This is a genomic window from Streptomyces sp. OZ13 (assembly GCF_052068155.1).
Taxonomy (GTDB): domain Bacteria; phylum Actinomycetota; class Actinomycetes; order Streptomycetales; family Streptomycetaceae; genus Streptomyces.
In genome coordinates this window covers 59,229-73,930 of record NZ_JBQHCZ010000001.1, presented here as the reverse complement: position 1 = coordinate 73,930, position 14,702 = coordinate 59,229, and the positions used below count along the sequence as shown (strand labels likewise).

12 protein-coding genes are annotated in these 14,702 nt (G+C 73.3%); 3 read left to right on the top strand and 9 right to left on the bottom strand.

All coding sequences use genetic code 11. The features are described from left to right. Positions 1 to 395: 395 nt before the first annotated feature. The 7 genes from ACTMTU_RS00345 to ACTMTU_RS00315 form a co-directional block, all read right to left on the bottom strand. Positions 396 to 2,327: an NAD-binding protein gene (locus tag ACTMTU_RS00345; RefSeq protein ID WP_441261952.1), complete on the bottom strand. Its 1,932-nt coding sequence runs from the start codon at positions 2,325 to 2,327 to the stop codon at positions 396 to 398. Between the two features lie 108 nt (positions 2,328 to 2,435). Further along, a complete protein-coding gene (locus tag ACTMTU_RS00340) occupies positions 2,436 to 3,425 on the bottom strand; it encodes a hypothetical protein (RefSeq protein ID WP_441261359.1) in 990 nt (329 codons plus the stop codon). A 191-nt stretch (positions 3,426 to 3,616) separates the two neighbouring features. After that, complete coding sequence (locus ACTMTU_RS00335; protein ID WP_441261358.1) at positions 3,617 to 4,669, bottom strand: zinc-binding dehydrogenase; 1,053 nt, start codon at positions 4,667 to 4,669, stop codon at positions 3,617 to 3,619. Continuing rightward, entirely contained in the window at positions 4,666 to 5,715 is a 1,050-nt protein-coding gene (locus tag ACTMTU_RS00330; protein WP_441261357.1) for an NADP-dependent oxidoreductase, read from the bottom strand. Before ACTMTU_RS00330 ends, ACTMTU_RS00335 begins: the two co-directional genes overlap by 4 nt. A gap of 234 nt (positions 5,716 to 5,949) precedes the next feature. Next, positions 5,950 to 6,819 (bottom strand): ABC transporter substrate-binding protein, encoded by an 870-nt coding sequence (locus ACTMTU_RS00325; RefSeq protein ID WP_441261356.1) that lies wholly within the window; start codon positions 6,817 to 6,819, stop codon positions 5,950 to 5,952. A 130-nt stretch (positions 6,820 to 6,949) separates the two neighbouring features. After that, positions 6,950 to 8,065, bottom strand: coding sequence for a sensor histidine kinase (locus ACTMTU_RS00320; RefSeq protein WP_441261355.1), 1,116 nt, complete (start codon positions 8,063 to 8,065; stop codon positions 6,950 to 6,952). Positions 8,066 to 8,070: 5 nt separating this feature from the next. Continuing rightward, positions 8,071 to 8,772 (bottom strand): response regulator transcription factor, encoded by a 702-nt coding sequence (locus ACTMTU_RS00315; RefSeq protein WP_441261354.1) that lies wholly within the window; start codon positions 8,770 to 8,772, stop codon positions 8,071 to 8,073. Between the two features lie 111 nt (positions 8,773 to 8,883). Here ACTMTU_RS00315 and ACTMTU_RS00310 point away from each other — a divergent pair, with 111 nt between their 5' ends. Continuing rightward, positions 8,884 to 9,276: a VOC family protein gene (locus ACTMTU_RS00310; RefSeq protein ID WP_441261353.1), complete on the top strand. Its 393-nt coding sequence runs from the start codon at positions 8,884 to 8,886 to the stop codon at positions 9,274 to 9,276. On the opposite strand, the gene ACTMTU_RS00305 is transcribed toward ACTMTU_RS00310, so the two are convergent. Beyond that, positions 9,216 to 9,929 (bottom strand): helix-turn-helix domain-containing protein, encoded by a 714-nt coding sequence (locus ACTMTU_RS00305; RefSeq protein WP_441261352.1) that lies wholly within the window; start codon positions 9,927 to 9,929, stop codon positions 9,216 to 9,218. The two genes, ACTMTU_RS00310 and ACTMTU_RS00305, sit on opposite strands and share 61 nt — an antisense overlap. A gap of 376 nt (positions 9,930 to 10,305) precedes the next feature. Further along, positions 10,306 to 11,454 carry a YihY/virulence factor BrkB family protein gene (locus tag ACTMTU_RS00300; RefSeq protein ID WP_441261351.1) on the bottom strand — a complete coding sequence of 383 codons (1,149 nt, stop codon included), beginning with the start codon at positions 11,452 to 11,454 and terminating at the stop codon, positions 10,306 to 10,308. 17 nt (positions 11,455 to 11,471) lie between these two features. On the opposite strand from ACTMTU_RS00300, the gene ACTMTU_RS00295 reads away from it, so the two are divergent. Both ACTMTU_RS00295 and ACTMTU_RS00290 read left to right on the top strand, forming a co-directional pair. Beyond that, positions 11,472 to 13,121, top strand: a complete 1,650-nt coding sequence (locus ACTMTU_RS00295; RefSeq protein WP_441261350.1) for an acyl-CoA dehydrogenase family protein — start codon at positions 11,472 to 11,474, stop codon at positions 13,119 to 13,121. Positions 13,122 to 13,415: 294 nt separating this feature from the next. Next, positions 13,416 to 14,696 carry a GAF domain-containing protein gene (locus ACTMTU_RS00290; protein ID WP_441261349.1) on the top strand — a complete coding sequence of 427 codons (1,281 nt, stop codon included), beginning with the start codon at positions 13,416 to 13,418 and terminating at the stop codon, positions 14,694 to 14,696. Positions 14,697 to 14,702 lie beyond the last annotated feature (6 nt).

The window sequence follows — 14,702 nt, the reverse complement described above, 5'->3', positions numbered from 1 at the left end:
AAGGGCGGGATCGGGAACGCCGTCCCGCGCACGCGTGTCGATGCGCACGCTTACGGTGCCGCGCGCGACGCCGTCGAGGCGCACGACGCCGGGGCGCGGCGAACCACCGAGGCGCGGCGAACCACCAAGACGCGGCGCACCACCAAGACGCGGCGCACCACCAGGACACGCCGCTCCCCCAAGGCTCGGCCTGCCACCGGGACGGCGGGCACGGCCGCTGCGCGCGTGCGCCATCTCGTACCCCTCCGCCCGGCCGGCACCGCAGGGCGCCGGCAAACCCTCCTGTCACTGAAGCCCATTGCGCCGCTCGAGGAGCATTGCAATGACCAGGTAAAGAATTCTACCGCAGAACAATCAGGCCGAATCAGGCATCTACCTACATATACAACGCATTTCTATCCGCCCGTGCGCAACTGCGGCCGCCGTCCCAGGAGTTCGGCGGCCCCGCGACGCGTCGCGGCGACGACGACCCGGTCCTGGGCCCGTAGCACGTAGCCGGGATGGAGGTCCCACACCAGCCCGGTCGGGTTGCCTTCCTGGTCGCGGCGGGCGTTCGCCAGGTCGGGCTGCCGTTCGCCGGGGTCCGTCGCGTCGAGGGCGACGATCCGCCAGGCACCGGGCCTGAACGCCTCCGCGACGGTGCGTCCCTCCAGTTGGGGGTGTCCTGCCACGTCGACGGCGGCGAAGAGCAGCACCTTGCGTTCCACGGGTACGGCGCCGAGGATCTGGCGCCCCATCATGGCGACGGCGAACGCGGGCGCGGCGAGCGTGGAGACGCTGCGGCTGCGGGTCAGGGCGTCGGGGTACGCGGCGCGCAGGCTGCGGTAGACGGCGGTCGCGAAGTCGTCGTCGTAGATGCGCAGCGCCACGCGGAGGTCGGGTTTGGCGGAACGGGCGTAGAGCGCGGCCTCGAGGTTCGTGGTGTCGACGCTGGTGAGGGCGAGCAGTGCGTGCGCCCGGTGGATCTTGGCGGCCTCCAGGACGCCCTCCTCGGTCACGTCGCCCATGACGGTGGGCACCCGCAGCCGGCGGACGAGGGCGATGCCGCGGGCCTCGGGGTCCTCCTCGACGCAGACGACGGGGATGCCCAGTTCGCGCAGGCGCATCAGGACCCGGGTGCCGATCTTTCCCAGTCCCAGCAGGACGACGTGCCCGGACAGGCCGCGCGGCGGGCGACGCAGGGCGGACGCGGTCCGGAAGGTGCCGAGCGCCTCCAGTGCCGCCGCGACCGTCAGCGGCAGCAGCATCAGGCCGGCGAGCCCGGTGAGGAGTTGCAGGATCTGCCGGTCGGCGTCGGCGCCGGCCGCGGGGTCGCCCATGGCGAACAGGTCCAGCAGCACGAGGTACGTGGCGTGCAGCGGGTCGTCGCCGGTGGTGATCCACGAGGCGACGGCCAGGGCGACGACGGCGGCGCCGAGCCCGGCCAGCGACCAGCGCAGCCGCCGGGAGAAGAGCCGGCCGAGGGGGACGCCCCGGCCGGCGAGGGGGCCCGGTTCGCCGCCCCCCGCCCGGTGGGAGATGGCTTCGAGCACGACGGTGCCGCGTCCGGTGGCCTCGGCGACGCTTCGGTCGTCGGGCAGCAGGCGCGGTCCTTCCTGTCCGCTCCGGTCGGAACCCTCCGCGCCTGCGGGGTCGTTGGTGGTGGACGACAGCAGGGCGAGCGTGCACAGGCCGGGGTCGGCCACCTCGCCGCGCGCGGGCGGGGTGCGTTCGACGGCCCTCAGCAGCAGACCGTCCGCCTGGACGATCTTGCTCGTGCCGGCGACGGCGGTCGCGGCCAGCGCGGGGGCCGCGGTGTCAGCGTCGGAGAGCACGGTGGTCGAGGCGTCGAGTGCCTGGCCGGCGAGGCCGGGGAGGGACAGCGCGGCGGCCTGGTCGAGGAGTTCGGCGAGGTGCTGGCCGAGCTTGCGGTTGTAGAGCCGGATCACCAGGCGCAGGTGGGGGTTGAGTCTGCGTGCGGCAAGGGCCGCGCGGATGTTCGTCTCGTCGTCGTCATGGACGAGGGCCAGCGCGGCGGCCCGTCCGACGCCGGCTTCGAGGAGTACGTCCTCGTCGAGCTCAAGGGTCTCGAGGACCCTGGGCAGATCGGGCGGCGGGGTGTCGCCGGGAGCGGTGGGGGCGGTGGGGGCGGTGGTGCCGACGGCCCTGGTCATGGCGGCGGACATCCGGCCGAACAGCGCAGAGGCCCTGACCCGCCCGGAAAGGGGCAGTTCGGGGCTTCTGGAAGGCTGGGCGGCCGGTACGACGAGGGTGACCCGCTCGCCGTACACCTCGCGGAGTTCCCCGGCCAGCCGGTGGACGAGGGCGTCGTCCCCGCACACGATCATGTGGCCCTGGACGGTGGGGTGTTGCGCCTGATGAGGGAGTGAGGAGGAGGACACACCTCATAGACTGCCCTGCTCCACCGCCCGGTTGCGCCTCGGGGGTCCTCCGGCCTACTCGTGCGAGTGCCCGTCCCCGATCCCGTTCCCGTCGTGGCTCTCCTGCGTGTTCCCCGGCGTGTCCTGCGTACCGGTCCCCTGGTCGGGGGCGTCCGCCGTGACCACGGTGAACGCGGCGGTGCGGACCTTGCCTTCGTGCTTGAAGTCGAGGAACAGCCGGTACGCGCCGGGGCTCGGGGCCGTGGCCGTGAAGGTCACTTCGGGGCCGGGGCGGGTCGTGCCGTCACCGGGCTCGCCACCGGGGTGGACATGGAGGTAGGCGAGGTCGCCGGAGCGCAGCGCCACCAGGTGCCCGTACGCCCCGAGGTAAGGCTCGAGGTCGGTGACGGGACGTCCGTCGCGGGAGACGCTCAGCTTCAGCTCGCCGGCTTTCTCGGGGTGCAGCGCGCCGTCGAGGGTGACCGTGTAGCCGTCGACCTTCGCCACCTCGGCGGCTGCGGGAAGCGGGGCGGGCCGGTAGGCGCCGGAGACGGCGAGGTCCGCGCCGAGGGTGAGGTTCTTCGCACCCTCGGCGGCGGGGGTGAAGTCGGCGAAGAGGCGGTAGTCCCCTGCCTTCGGCAGGTCCGCGGCGATGCTCCAGGTGCCGTCCGCGGCCCTGGCGGGGTGCAGATGGCGGTAGGTGCCGAGGTCGCGCGAGGCGAGGATGAGGTGGAGTTCCTTGTCGTGTTCGCGCTGGTATGCGGTGACGGGCCGGCCGTCGTCGTCGCGGACGGTGAAGCGCAGTTCACTGCTCCGCCCGGCGGGGACGCGCGGAGTGTCGAGGTCGAGGGTGTAGCCGCCTTCGGAGATCTGCAGCCCGCCGGCCGCGGAGGGGCCGTGGCCGCCCGGCTCCTCGGAGGCCCGTGCGTCCGCCGAGTGCTCGGAATGCGCGGCGGGCGGGGGTGCCGTGTCGACGGGCGCGACCACATTGCCGACTCCGTAGGCGGCTCCGAAGGAGGCGGCGAGCGCGGCGGCGAAGGCGGTGATCTTCATAGGGGTCTTCATGACGTCTCCTCGGGACGAATACCCGGCGGGGGTATGAGACCCACATTAACACATACCCAGGGGGGGTATCCAGCGGACAGAAAGAGAGGCGCCCGCCTGAGTCGGCGGGCGCCTCTTCGTGGGACGTCACCCCATGGGCAGCGACGCCGCCGCGGGGCCGTGGACGGCCGGCGCGGGGGCGTCGGGAGCGATCAACGGGACGGATCGAGAACGATCTTGTGTACCCCGTCGGCGCGGCTGCTGTACAGCTCGTACGCCGCGGGCCCCTCGGAGAGCGCGAAGCGGTGCGAGACCACGGCTTCCGGGGTGATCCGGCCTGCCTGGGTCAGGGACATCAGGACCGGCAGCTCGTAGTGGACCGAGCACAGGCCGATGGCGAACTCCAGCTCCTTGACCTGGGCCAGCCCCATGTGGAAGGGGAAGGCCTCGTTCTGGCTGACCCCGACGACGCTGACGCGTCCTGCCTGCCGCACCGACTTGAGAGCGAGTTGGATGGAGGCGTCCGAGCCCACGGCCTCCACCACGGCGTCCGGTCCCCGCCCCCCGGTCATATCGCGCACGGCCGCCCGGGCGTCCTCGTCCTCGACCGGCTCGACGCCCATCGTGGCGGCGAAGGCACGGCGCTCCGCGACCAGGTCCACGCCCAGGACCCGAGCGGCGCCCATGGCGAACGCGGACTGGGCGGCCATCAGGCCCACCGGGCCGAGGCCGATGACGAGCACCGTCTCGCCGGGGCCGATGCGGGCGCGTCGGCAGCCGTACCAGGCGGTGGGCGCGTTGTCGGTGAGGACCACGGCGGCCTCGTCGGAGATGTCCTCCGGCAGGCTCACCAGGTTGACGTCGGCGTAGGGCACCGCGAGGGCCTGGGCCTGGCTGCCCGGGAGCTGCGGGCTCACGCCGTAGCAGAGGTCGGTCATGCTCTTGGCGCGCTCGCACCGGGCGGTGAACCCGGCCGCGCAGGTCGGGCACAGGGTGCAGCCGACCGACGCGGGAAGCATGACCCGGTCACCGGGCCTGAAGCGGCTGACCTGGTCACCGGTCTCGACGACCACGCCGACGCACTCGTGTCCCGGGGTGTAGCCGACCTCCGGGCTGAACGGGTTGCCGCCGTAGATATGCAGATCGCTGCCGCAGATTCCGGCCGCGGTGACCTTGACGACCGCGTCCGTGGGGCTCGCCACGACCGGGTCGGGGACCTCCTCGTAGCGGATGTCATGACGGCCTTGGTAAGTCAGCGCCTTCACCGGCTCCCACCCTCCCCTATGGCTGTGCCTGTACCTTGCCCAGCTGCGACCTCGAGAACCAGCTTTCCGTGGTTCGCGCCGCGGAACAGCCGCATCAGGGTCTCCGGGAACGCCGCGACCCCTCCGGGCACCACGTCCTCCAGCGACGTGAGCCGGCCCTCCGCCCGCCACTCGGCGAGCTGCGCGACACCCTCCGCGTAGCGGTCGGCGTAGTCGAACACCACCATGCCCGTCATGGAGGCGCGGTTGACCAGCAGCGACATGTAGTTGGCGGGACCCTGCGGCCGGGTGCTGTTGTACTGGGAGACCGCACCGCAGATGACGACGCGGGCCCCGCGCGCCAGCCGGAGCAGCACGGCGTCCAGGATGTCGCCGCCGACGTTGTCGAAGTACACGTCGACGCCGTCGGGGGCGTGTTCGCGCAGCGCCTTGCGGACGTCCTCGCTCTGGTAGTCGATCGCGGCGTCGAACCCGAACTCGTCGACCACCATCCGGCACTTGCGCTCACCGCCGGCGATGCCGATGACCCGGCAGCCCAGGATCTTGGCGATCTGGCCGACGATGCTGCCGACGGCTCCGGCCGCACCGGAGACCACGACGGTCTGGCCCGGCTCGGGACGTCCGATGTCGATGAGGCCGAAGTAGGCCGTCAGACCCGACATGCCGAGCGTGCCGAGATAGGTCGGCAGGGGCGCCGCGGCCGGGTCGACCTTGGTGACGCCGCGCCCGTCGGAGAGGCAGTACTCCTGCACGCCGAACGTGCCGGACACATGGTCGCCGACGGCGAAGCCGGGATGCCGGGAGGCGGTCACCCGGCCCACCGCGCCGGCGCGCATCACCTCGCCGATCTCCACCGGGCGGATGTAGGACCGGCCGGCGTTCATCCAGCCGCGCATCGCCGGATCGATGGACAGGTACAGGACCTGCACCAGGAACTCCCCGTCGGCCGGCTCGCCCACGGGCTCCTCGACGTGCTGCCAGTCGGTGTCGCGCGGCTCGCCCGCGGGACGTGCGGCCAGGCGTACCTGGCGGTTGGCTGTGGTCATCTCCGGCTGCTCCTGCGTTCGGCTGGTGGATCGGGCCGGCGGGCACAGCCGGCAGGCTGTTCGTCGCCGCGTACGGACGCACCACCGGCGCATACCGGCTAGTCGGTACGTCGCCGTGAGCGTACGGCCCCGCCCCGCCGGGGGCAAGAGCCGCCGGGTGCGACGTACGCCGCAGCCGACGCCACCCGGCCGCCGGGGGCCGGGGCGGCACAGCCCGCCGAACGCCCGGGCCCGCTACGCCCCGAGGACGTCGGCGACCGCGTCGAAGAAGCGTGTGTGCGCCGGCGCGCTGGGCGGGATCTCCGGGTTCCACGGCAGGAGCCTGGCGCGGGCCCGCAGTGCGTCCCAGTCCGCCGCCCCCCGCAGCCGCTCGACGGGGAAGGCGTTGGCCCGCACGTCCACCAGGACCACGTCCGGTTCCAGCCGGGCGGCGGCGGCCCAGTCTGTGGTGGACCAGTTGACCCCGGCGCCCGCTTCCGGTTCTGCCAGGCCGACGCCGCACGCCGACAGGGCCCGCAGATCGGACCAGGCGCCGGGCCTGGCCAGATGGACGCTGTCCTGGCCCGCAGGCGACAGGGCCAGGACCCGCACCCCGGCCGCTTCGGCCGCGGCGGCGCCCAACCGCCCCCGCGCCGCTTCGAGTCCGGCCGCGGCCGACGGCTCGGGCGCCGCGCCGAGGGAGCGCGCCAGCGCGTCGAACCGCCCACGCACCTCGTCGAACGAACGCCCCTGGCCGATGTCGAGCACGACGACCGGGACGCGTTCCTCCAGGTACTTGGCCGTGTCCGGATCGAGGCCGTAGATCTGGTCGGAGCCGTACGTCACGGCCACCACCAGGTCGGGACCGGCCGCCAGCACGGCGTCCGCGTCGACACCCGGGCCGGACCCGAGGTAGCTCACGTCGGTCAGCGGCAGGTCACCCGCCTTGGCCGGGTCGGGGCCCGCGCCGTCGTGGGCGGAGCCGAACACGCCGGCCGGCAGGAGCCCGTGGTCGAACAGTGCGGCGCCCGCCTGTATATAGGTGACCGGCCGGACCGGGGTGCGTGGTGCGGACGCCAGCCGCCCGCGGTCGTCGAAGAATTCCCAGTGCGATTGTCGCGCCATGCGGCCAAGCCCCCCACGTCGAGCGGTCGTTCGGTGGTGTCGGTCCGGTCATCGACGTGTGACTGCCCCACCGCCCGCCGCCTCACGCCTCACGGGCGGCGCTGTTTCGCCCCCGGGGAGCCTGGCCGGGTCAGCGCGGCGCGGCGGCGGGCAGGGACACCTCGAAGCGGCAGCCACCGCTCACGTTGCTCACCTCCGCGTGGCCCGCGTGCGCCTCGACGATCCCGCGGACGATGGCCAGTCCGAGCCCCGCGCCGGCCGGCGGCGTACGGGCCTCGGAGCCGCGCCAGCCCGTGTCGAACACGCGGGGCAGATCCTCCTCGGGGATGCCTCCGCAGCCGTCGGTGACGGAGACGACCACCCGGTCCTCACGCCGTTCCGCGGCGACGGCGACCGTGCCATCGGCAGGGGTCCGGCGGATGGCGTTCACCAGCAGATTGGCGAGGACCCGCGTCATCTCCTTGCCGTCCACCTCGACCGGGACCGGTTCGACGCCGTCGCCGACCAGACGCACGCCGTGCTCACGGGCCAGCGGACCTGCGCCCGCGAGAGCCTCCCCGACCAGGTCGTAGAGCGACATGCGGGTCGGGGTCAGCGCGAGCGCGCCCGCGTGGATGCGGGACAGTTCGAAGAGGTCGCCGACCATCGAGTTGAGCCGGTCGACCTCGGTACGGATCTGGCGGAAGTAGCGGTCGGGATCCTGGACGACGCCGTCCTCCAACGCCTCCGACATGGCACGCAGACCGGCGAGCGGGGTGCGCAGGTCGTGGGAGATCCAGGCGACGAGCTCACGCCGGGACGTCTCGAGGGCGCGTTCCCGTTCCCGGGACTCGGCGAGCCGGTCGCTGGTGGCCGCCAGTTCCCTGCTGAGCGCCTCCAACTCGGCCGTGGAGGGGACGCCGGGCGCGGCGAAGGAACCGCCGTCCCCGAACGACCGGGCCGCGAGGGCCAGTTCACGGCTGCGTGCGACGACCCACCTGCCGAGCAGCAGGGCCGTCGCCAGGGAGACCACGGCCGCCATGGCCACGACCATGGTGACGACCGTCAGGTCGTGCGGTGACAGGAACATCGCCTGCGCGACCGCGAGGGTGCCCGCCAGCATGGCGGTGACGGTCACCGCCGCGACCACGGTCAGCGACACCGCGACGGAACGGTGCCGCAGCACCCGCAGCACGAGGGCGCCGACGATCCCGGCCGCCGCGGCGCCCATCAGGGCGTAGAACGCGATGAGCAGCATGTCCCGCACGGCGATCAGCCCTCTTCCGGCGAGTCGAAGCGGTAACCGACTCCCCATACCGTCTGGATCAGCTTCGGCCGGGCCGGGTCGTCCTCGATCTTGCCGCGCAGGCGGCGCACATGGACGGTCACGGTCGACAGGTCGCCGAACTCCCAGCCCCACACGTCCTGCATCAGCCGCTCACGGCCGATCGCCTTGCCCGGGTGCCGCATCAGATGGGCCAGCAGGTCGAACTCCCTCAGCGTCAGCGCCAGTTCACGCCCGTCCTTCGTCGCGCGCCGGGCACCCGGGTCGAGGACGATGCCCGCCGCCGCCAGCTCCGGCCCGGCCCGCCGCTCCCCCGCTCCCCCGCCGCCCCTGCGCAGCACCGACTCGACCCGGAGCACCAGCTCCCGCGGGCTGAACGGCTTGGTCACGTAGTCGTCCGCGCCCACCTCGAGGCCGAGGATGCGGTCGTCCTCGTCGCCGCGCGCCGTGAGCATGATCACCGGTACGGGCGCCTGTTCACCGGCCCGCAGCCGGCGGCACACCTCCAGCCCGTCCATGCCCGGCAGCATCAGGTCCAGCACGACCAGGTCGGGCCGCCGCCCGGTCGCGAGCCGCAGCGCCTGCGGCCCGTCGGCGGCACGGTCCACGGCGAAACCCGCCCGCTCCAGGTACCCGGTGACGACCTCCGCGACCGTCGGGTCGTCGTCCACGACCAGAATGCTCTGCATACAGCCAGTGTCCTCGCCCGCGGGGACCTCCCACGGCCGGGCCGCCTTACGAAACCGTGACGTCCGATTCGTTCAAGACCACCGGCCCCGCCCCGCCCTACGTTGGTCCGCATGACTCCACGTTTCGACGCGATCGGCCTGGTCGTCAGCGACATGGCCGCCTCACTCGCCTTCTACCGCCGCCTCGGTCTCGACATCCCCGCGGAGGCGGACTCCGCGCCGCACGCGGAGGCCGTACTGCCGGGGGGACTGCGCCTGATGTGGGACACCGAGGAGACGACGCGCTCCTTCGACCCGGACTGGACCCGCCCCACCGGCGGCGAACGCATGGCGCCGGCGTTCCTCTGCGACAGCCCCGCCGAGGTGGACGCCCTGTACGACGAACTCGTCGCCGCCGGCTACCGGGGCCACCTCAAGCCCTGGGACGCCGTCTGGGGCCAGCGTTACGCGGTCGTCCTCGACCCCGACGGGCTCGGCGTCTCGCTCTTCGCCAGCGCCTCGTAGGCGCCCAGTGTGGTCCCGGCCAGCGCGCGCATCTCCCGGGCGAGGTGCGCCTGGTCGGCGCAGCCGGCGCGGTGCGCGGCGTCCCCGTACGGGACGCCGCGGCGCACCAGCGCCAGGGCGCGTTGCAGCCGCAGGATCCGGGCCAGCGTCTTGGGGCCGTAGCCGAAGGCGTCCAGCGACCGCCGGTGCAGCTGCCGGGCGCCGAGCCCGGCCGCGTCGGCCGCGGCGGCGACCGTGCCGCCGGCGTCCAGGTGCCGTACGACGGCCCCGAGCAGCGGGTCCGTCGGTACGGCCCGCTCCAGGGCGATCGCCTCCAGCTCCGCCGCCTCGTCGCGGGCCTCGCCGATCCGCTCGGCGAGCCTGCGCGCGTCCGCGTCGCCCCACAGCTCCGCGAGCTCCACCCGCCGGTCCCGCAGCTCGTGCGCGGGCACCCCCAGCACGGCGGGCGCACTCCCGGGCGCGAACCGCACCCCCGCCCAGGCTCCGCCCCCGCCGGGGGCGTGCGCGTGCGTGTCGGGCCCGGCGACGAGCAGCCGCCCCTCCGACCAGAGCAGATCCATACAGCCGTCGGGCAGCACGGGGCCGGCCCCGGGACCGGCACTCCGCGTCCACACGACGGCGCCGGGGACGACCGAGGCGCGCTCCGCGTACATGTCTCCGAGGCTATGCCCCTGCGGGGTCGTGTCCCTCCCCCACGGGGCGACGTCCCCCTTCCCCGGGGCAGGGGCCGGCGCAGGCTGACGCCCCCACAGCCATTCCGGGCACCCCCTCCGGAGGCCCCGCCCCCCGCACCCACCACCCGCGCAGCCACGCCCCGCAAGGGGCGCAACGCACCCGCACGCGACGGACGCACGGGCGACACGCCCCGTGCCGGGCCCCGCCCCCAGGGCGACACGCCACTGGACCGAGCCACGCCCCAGGAGCGAACCCCTGGAGCGCCACGCCCCCGACCGGGCCACGCCCGCAGGGGCGACACCGGGCCGGCCCGGACAAGGCCCGGTCACGCCCGAGCGCGCAGCGCTCGAAGAACTACTCGCGGCCCTCCCGGCCGTTCTCCTTCGTCGTGTGCAGCCGTGCCCGCACGTCGTCCACCGGCAGGAACTTCGACCAGCGCTCCGGGAATTCGGACGGCATGTCCCCGCCGCCGTCCTCGTCGTCGGCGTCGTCCCCGTCGCCGTACATCTCCGCGGCCCGCGCCCGTGCCAGCAGCTGCGCCGCGTCGGCGGCGCGGGCCCGTTCGTTCGCGGCGCGGGCCGCGGCCGTGGCGACCGACGGCCAGACCCGGTCGATCGCGGCGTTGACGGCCGCGCCGACGAGGACGGCGAACGCGGAGATGCCGATCCACAGCAGGAAGGCGATGGGCGCGGCGAGGGAGCCGTAGATCGTGGGGCCTTCGACCTGGCTGGTGAGGTAGATGCGCAGCAGGAAGCTGCCGAGGATCCACATGCCGAGGGCCACGAGGGCGCCGGGGATGTCCTCGACCCAGGGGGACCGGACGGGCACGGACACGTGGTAGAGCGTGGTCAGGAAGGCGATGGAGAGCAGGATGACGACGGGCCAGTAGAGGAGCCGGACGACTTCCGTGCCCCAGGGCATGAACTCGACGACCCGGTCGGGGCCGACGACGGCGAGCGGCAGTACGACCGCGCCGATCAGCAGGGCGACGATGTACAGCAGGAACGCCAGCAGCCTGGTGGCGACGATGCCGCGGTGGCCGTCGAGCCCGTACATGACGGTGATGGTGTCGATGAAGACGTTGACGGCCCGCGACCCGGACCACAGGGCGATGGCGAAGCCGATGGAGATGAGGTCGGGCCGGCCGCCCTGGGTGACGTCCTCGAGGAGCGGTTTGGCGATGTCGTTGACGCCGCGGTCGGACAGGACGGTGCCGACGGCGGTGAGGATGTTCTCCTCGATGGAGGCGACGGTGGTGGTGTTGGTCCAGTCGTCGATGTAACCGAGGAGGCCGATCAGTCCGAGCATCAGCGGCGGGACGGACAGCAGTGTGAAGAACGCCGCTTCGGCCGCCAGGCCGAGGATGCGGTATTCGATGCACGAATTGACCGTGTCTTTCAGCAGCAGCCATGCCATCTTCCGCTTCGAGACGTTGCGGTAGAGGACTCGGGCCCGGTGGAGCCGGCCCGACGGCCGCTCGGGTGTTTCGTTTGCTGCCTGCACCTCCTTACCGTATCGGCATGGCAGCCAGCACCCACACAGTGACCAACCAGCCTCCGCCCCTGGTGGGGTACGACCTGTTCGCCGCCGACCGTGCCCTCGCGGAGGCGGTCGACCGGCATGTGGTGCCGGGGGCCGGTGAGGCGGCGCGCGAGGAGCTTTCGGGGCTCGGACGGGCGGCGGGCTCGGCCGAGGCCCAGGAGTGGGGGGCGCAGGCGGACGGGTTTCCGCCGAGGCTGCGGACGCATGACCGGTACGGGCACCGGATCGACGAGGTGGAGTTCCATCCGGCCTGGCACCGGCTGCTGGGCCGTGCCGTTTCCGCGGGTCTGGTGAATGCCTGGGGCAGGCCGGGCGGGCATGTCCGCCGGGCGGCCGGTTTCCTGGTGTGGACGCAGGTCGAGGCGGGCCACGGCTGCCCGGTGTCGATGACGCACGCCGCGGTGCCGGCGCTGCGTACCGATCCGGTGCTGGCCGCCGAGTGGGAGCCACGGCTGACGTCGGCCGTGTACGAGGAGGGTCTGCGTCCGGCGTCGTCGAAGCGCGGGGCCCTGTTCGGGATGGCCATGACGGAGAAGCAGGGCGGCAGTGACGTGCGGACGAACACGACGCGTGCCGAGCCGCTGGGGCAGGAGGGCGAGTACCTGCTGACGGGGCACAAGTGGTTCTGTTCGGCTCCGATGAGCGACGGTTTCCTGGTGCTGGCGCAGGTGTCGCCTGCCACGGGGCGGGGCGGGCCGACCTGTTTCCTGGTGCCCCGGGTGCTGGAGGACGGGAGCCGGAACGTCTTCCGGATCCAGCGGCTGAAGGACAAGCTCGGCAACCGGTCCAACGCCTCGGCCGAGGTCGAGTTCGAGGGGACGTGGGCGCGGCGGGTCGGCGAGGAGGGGCGGGGGGTGCGCACGATCATCGGGATGGTGGCGGCGACCCGTCTGGACTGTGTCCTCGGTTCGGCCGCGCTGATGCGGCAGGCGGTGGCGCAGGCGATCCATCACACGGCGTACCGGAGCGCGTTCGGCGGGCTGCTGATCGACAAGCCGCTGATGCGCAATGTGCTGGCCGATCTGGCTCTGGAGTCGGAGGCGGCGACGACGCTGGGGATGCGGCTGGCGGCGGCGTACGACGCGGACACGGAGCGGGAGCGGGCGTTCTTGCGGCTGGCGGTTCCCGCGGCGAAGTTCTGGGTGGCGAAGCGGTGCACGCCGGTGGTGGCGGAGGCGCTGGAGTGTCTGGGCGGCAACGGCTATGTGGAGGAGTCGGGCATGCCGCGGCTGCTACGGGAGTCGCCGTTGAACTCGATCTGGGAGGGGTCGGGCAATGTGCAGGCGCTCGATGTGCTTCGGGCACTGCAGAGGGAGCCGTCGGCGCTGAACGCCTTCCTCCAGGAGGTGGGCGAGGCGCGGGGCGCTGACCACCGGCTGGACGGGGCGATCAAGGGCCTGCTGACGGAGCTGGCGGATCTGGACGGCATCGAGGCACGGGCGCGCCGGCTGGTGGAGCGGATGGCGCTGGTGCTGCAGGGTTCGCTGCTGGTGCGGTGGGCCCCGCCGGAGGTGGCGGACGCGTTCTGCGCGTCGCGTCTGGGCGGCGACGGCGGTTCGGTGTTCGGCTCGCTTCCGCACACGCTGGATCTGGTTTCGATCGTGGAGCGTGCCCGCGCGGTGGTGTGATCTCCGGGCGCCCCGGGGACCGGGACGACCGCCGGCCCGAGACACCGAACGGGTGCGGGCCGCTGTGAGAGGGCCCGCACCCGTGACGGTTGACGGGTGGTGCTGCGCCGACACGGCACCACCCACACCGGCGAACCGGTGTTCCGTCACCTTCGTACACGCGCACGCCCCTTCGCGACGGTTGCAAAGGGTTGCATCCTTGTGTGGCATATCGCGGCGCGCGGCGGCCGGGCGGGTGGAGGATTGGGGCGGCCACCCCCGCACACCGGACGCCGGCGTCGCCGAGGAGGACCCGTGAAGAATGCATCGCTCGATCTGGCCGGACTCGCGGCCATGGACACCGCCGAGGCCCTGCGGCTGCTGAAGGGTGTGCGGGACGCCGCCCTGTCCGGCCGCCGGCCGATGGTGGGGCCCCGCGCTGACATCGACGAGTCGTGGCAGCGGATGCTGCGTCGTGGCCTGGACCCGGATCGGGACCGCAGGGCCGGGCTGCTTCCGCTGGAGGAGCTGGAGCGGCGCAGGCTCGCCTCGCCGTTGCTGGAGGTGCTGCCGGTGCTGCGCGAGGGGCTGGTCTCCATGGCGGAGGGCGCGCAGCACATCATGGTCGTCGCGGACGCCGAGGGCCGGCTGCTGTGGCGGGAGGGCAGCGCGGCCGTTCTCCGCAAGGGCGATTCGCACGGTTTCGTGGTGGGCGCCGACTGGAAGGAGGAGCTGGTCGGCACGAACGGTGTCGGTACTCCTCTGGTGTCCCGGCGTCCGGTGCAGGTGCACTCCGCCGAGCATTTCGTCTCCACGCACCACACGTGGACGTGCGCGGGCGCGCCGATCACGGATCCGCGGGACGGCAGGCTGATAGGGGTCGTCGACATCAGCGGTCCGCTGTCGACGATGCATCCGGCGACGCTGGCGCTGGTCACGTCGGTGGCCCGCCTCGCGGAGGCCGAGCTGCGCAATCGCCACCATGAGGCTCTCGACCGGCTGCGCAGTGTCGCTGCTCCGCTGCTGGGGCGGTTGGGCGGCCGTGCGGTGGCGGTGGACGCGAACGGCTGGCCGGCGGCGGTGACGGGCATGGCGCCGCCGGGCCGGCTGCCGCTGCCGAGTTCGGTGAGGGCAGGCCGGCTGTGGCTGCCGTCGCTCGGTCTGTGCACGCTCGAGCCGCTGCCGGGCGGCTGGCTGATACGTCTCGACGAGGCGTCTCCCGATGCCGCGGAGCCGGGCCGGGTGGTGCTGGACCTGAGCCGGCCGCGGCGGCCGTGTGTCACCGTCACGGGCGCCTCGGGGAGCTGGTCGCACGAGCTCAGCCCCCGCCATGCCGAGCTGCTGTACGTCCTGGCGCGGTTCCGTGACGGGCGGTCGGCGGCGCAGCTGGCGCAGGACCTCTTCGAGGATCCGACGCGGACGGTGACGGTGCGGGCGGAGATGTCCCGGCTGCGGCGGCATCTCGCGCAGGTCCTGGCCCACCGGCCGTACCGCTTCTCGGAGGAGGTGGAGGTGGAGCTGGTGCTGCCCGAGCGGCCTGTGGACCTGCTGCCGCACTCGAGCGCCCCGGCCGTGCGTCGGGGGCGGGTGGCGTGATTCCCT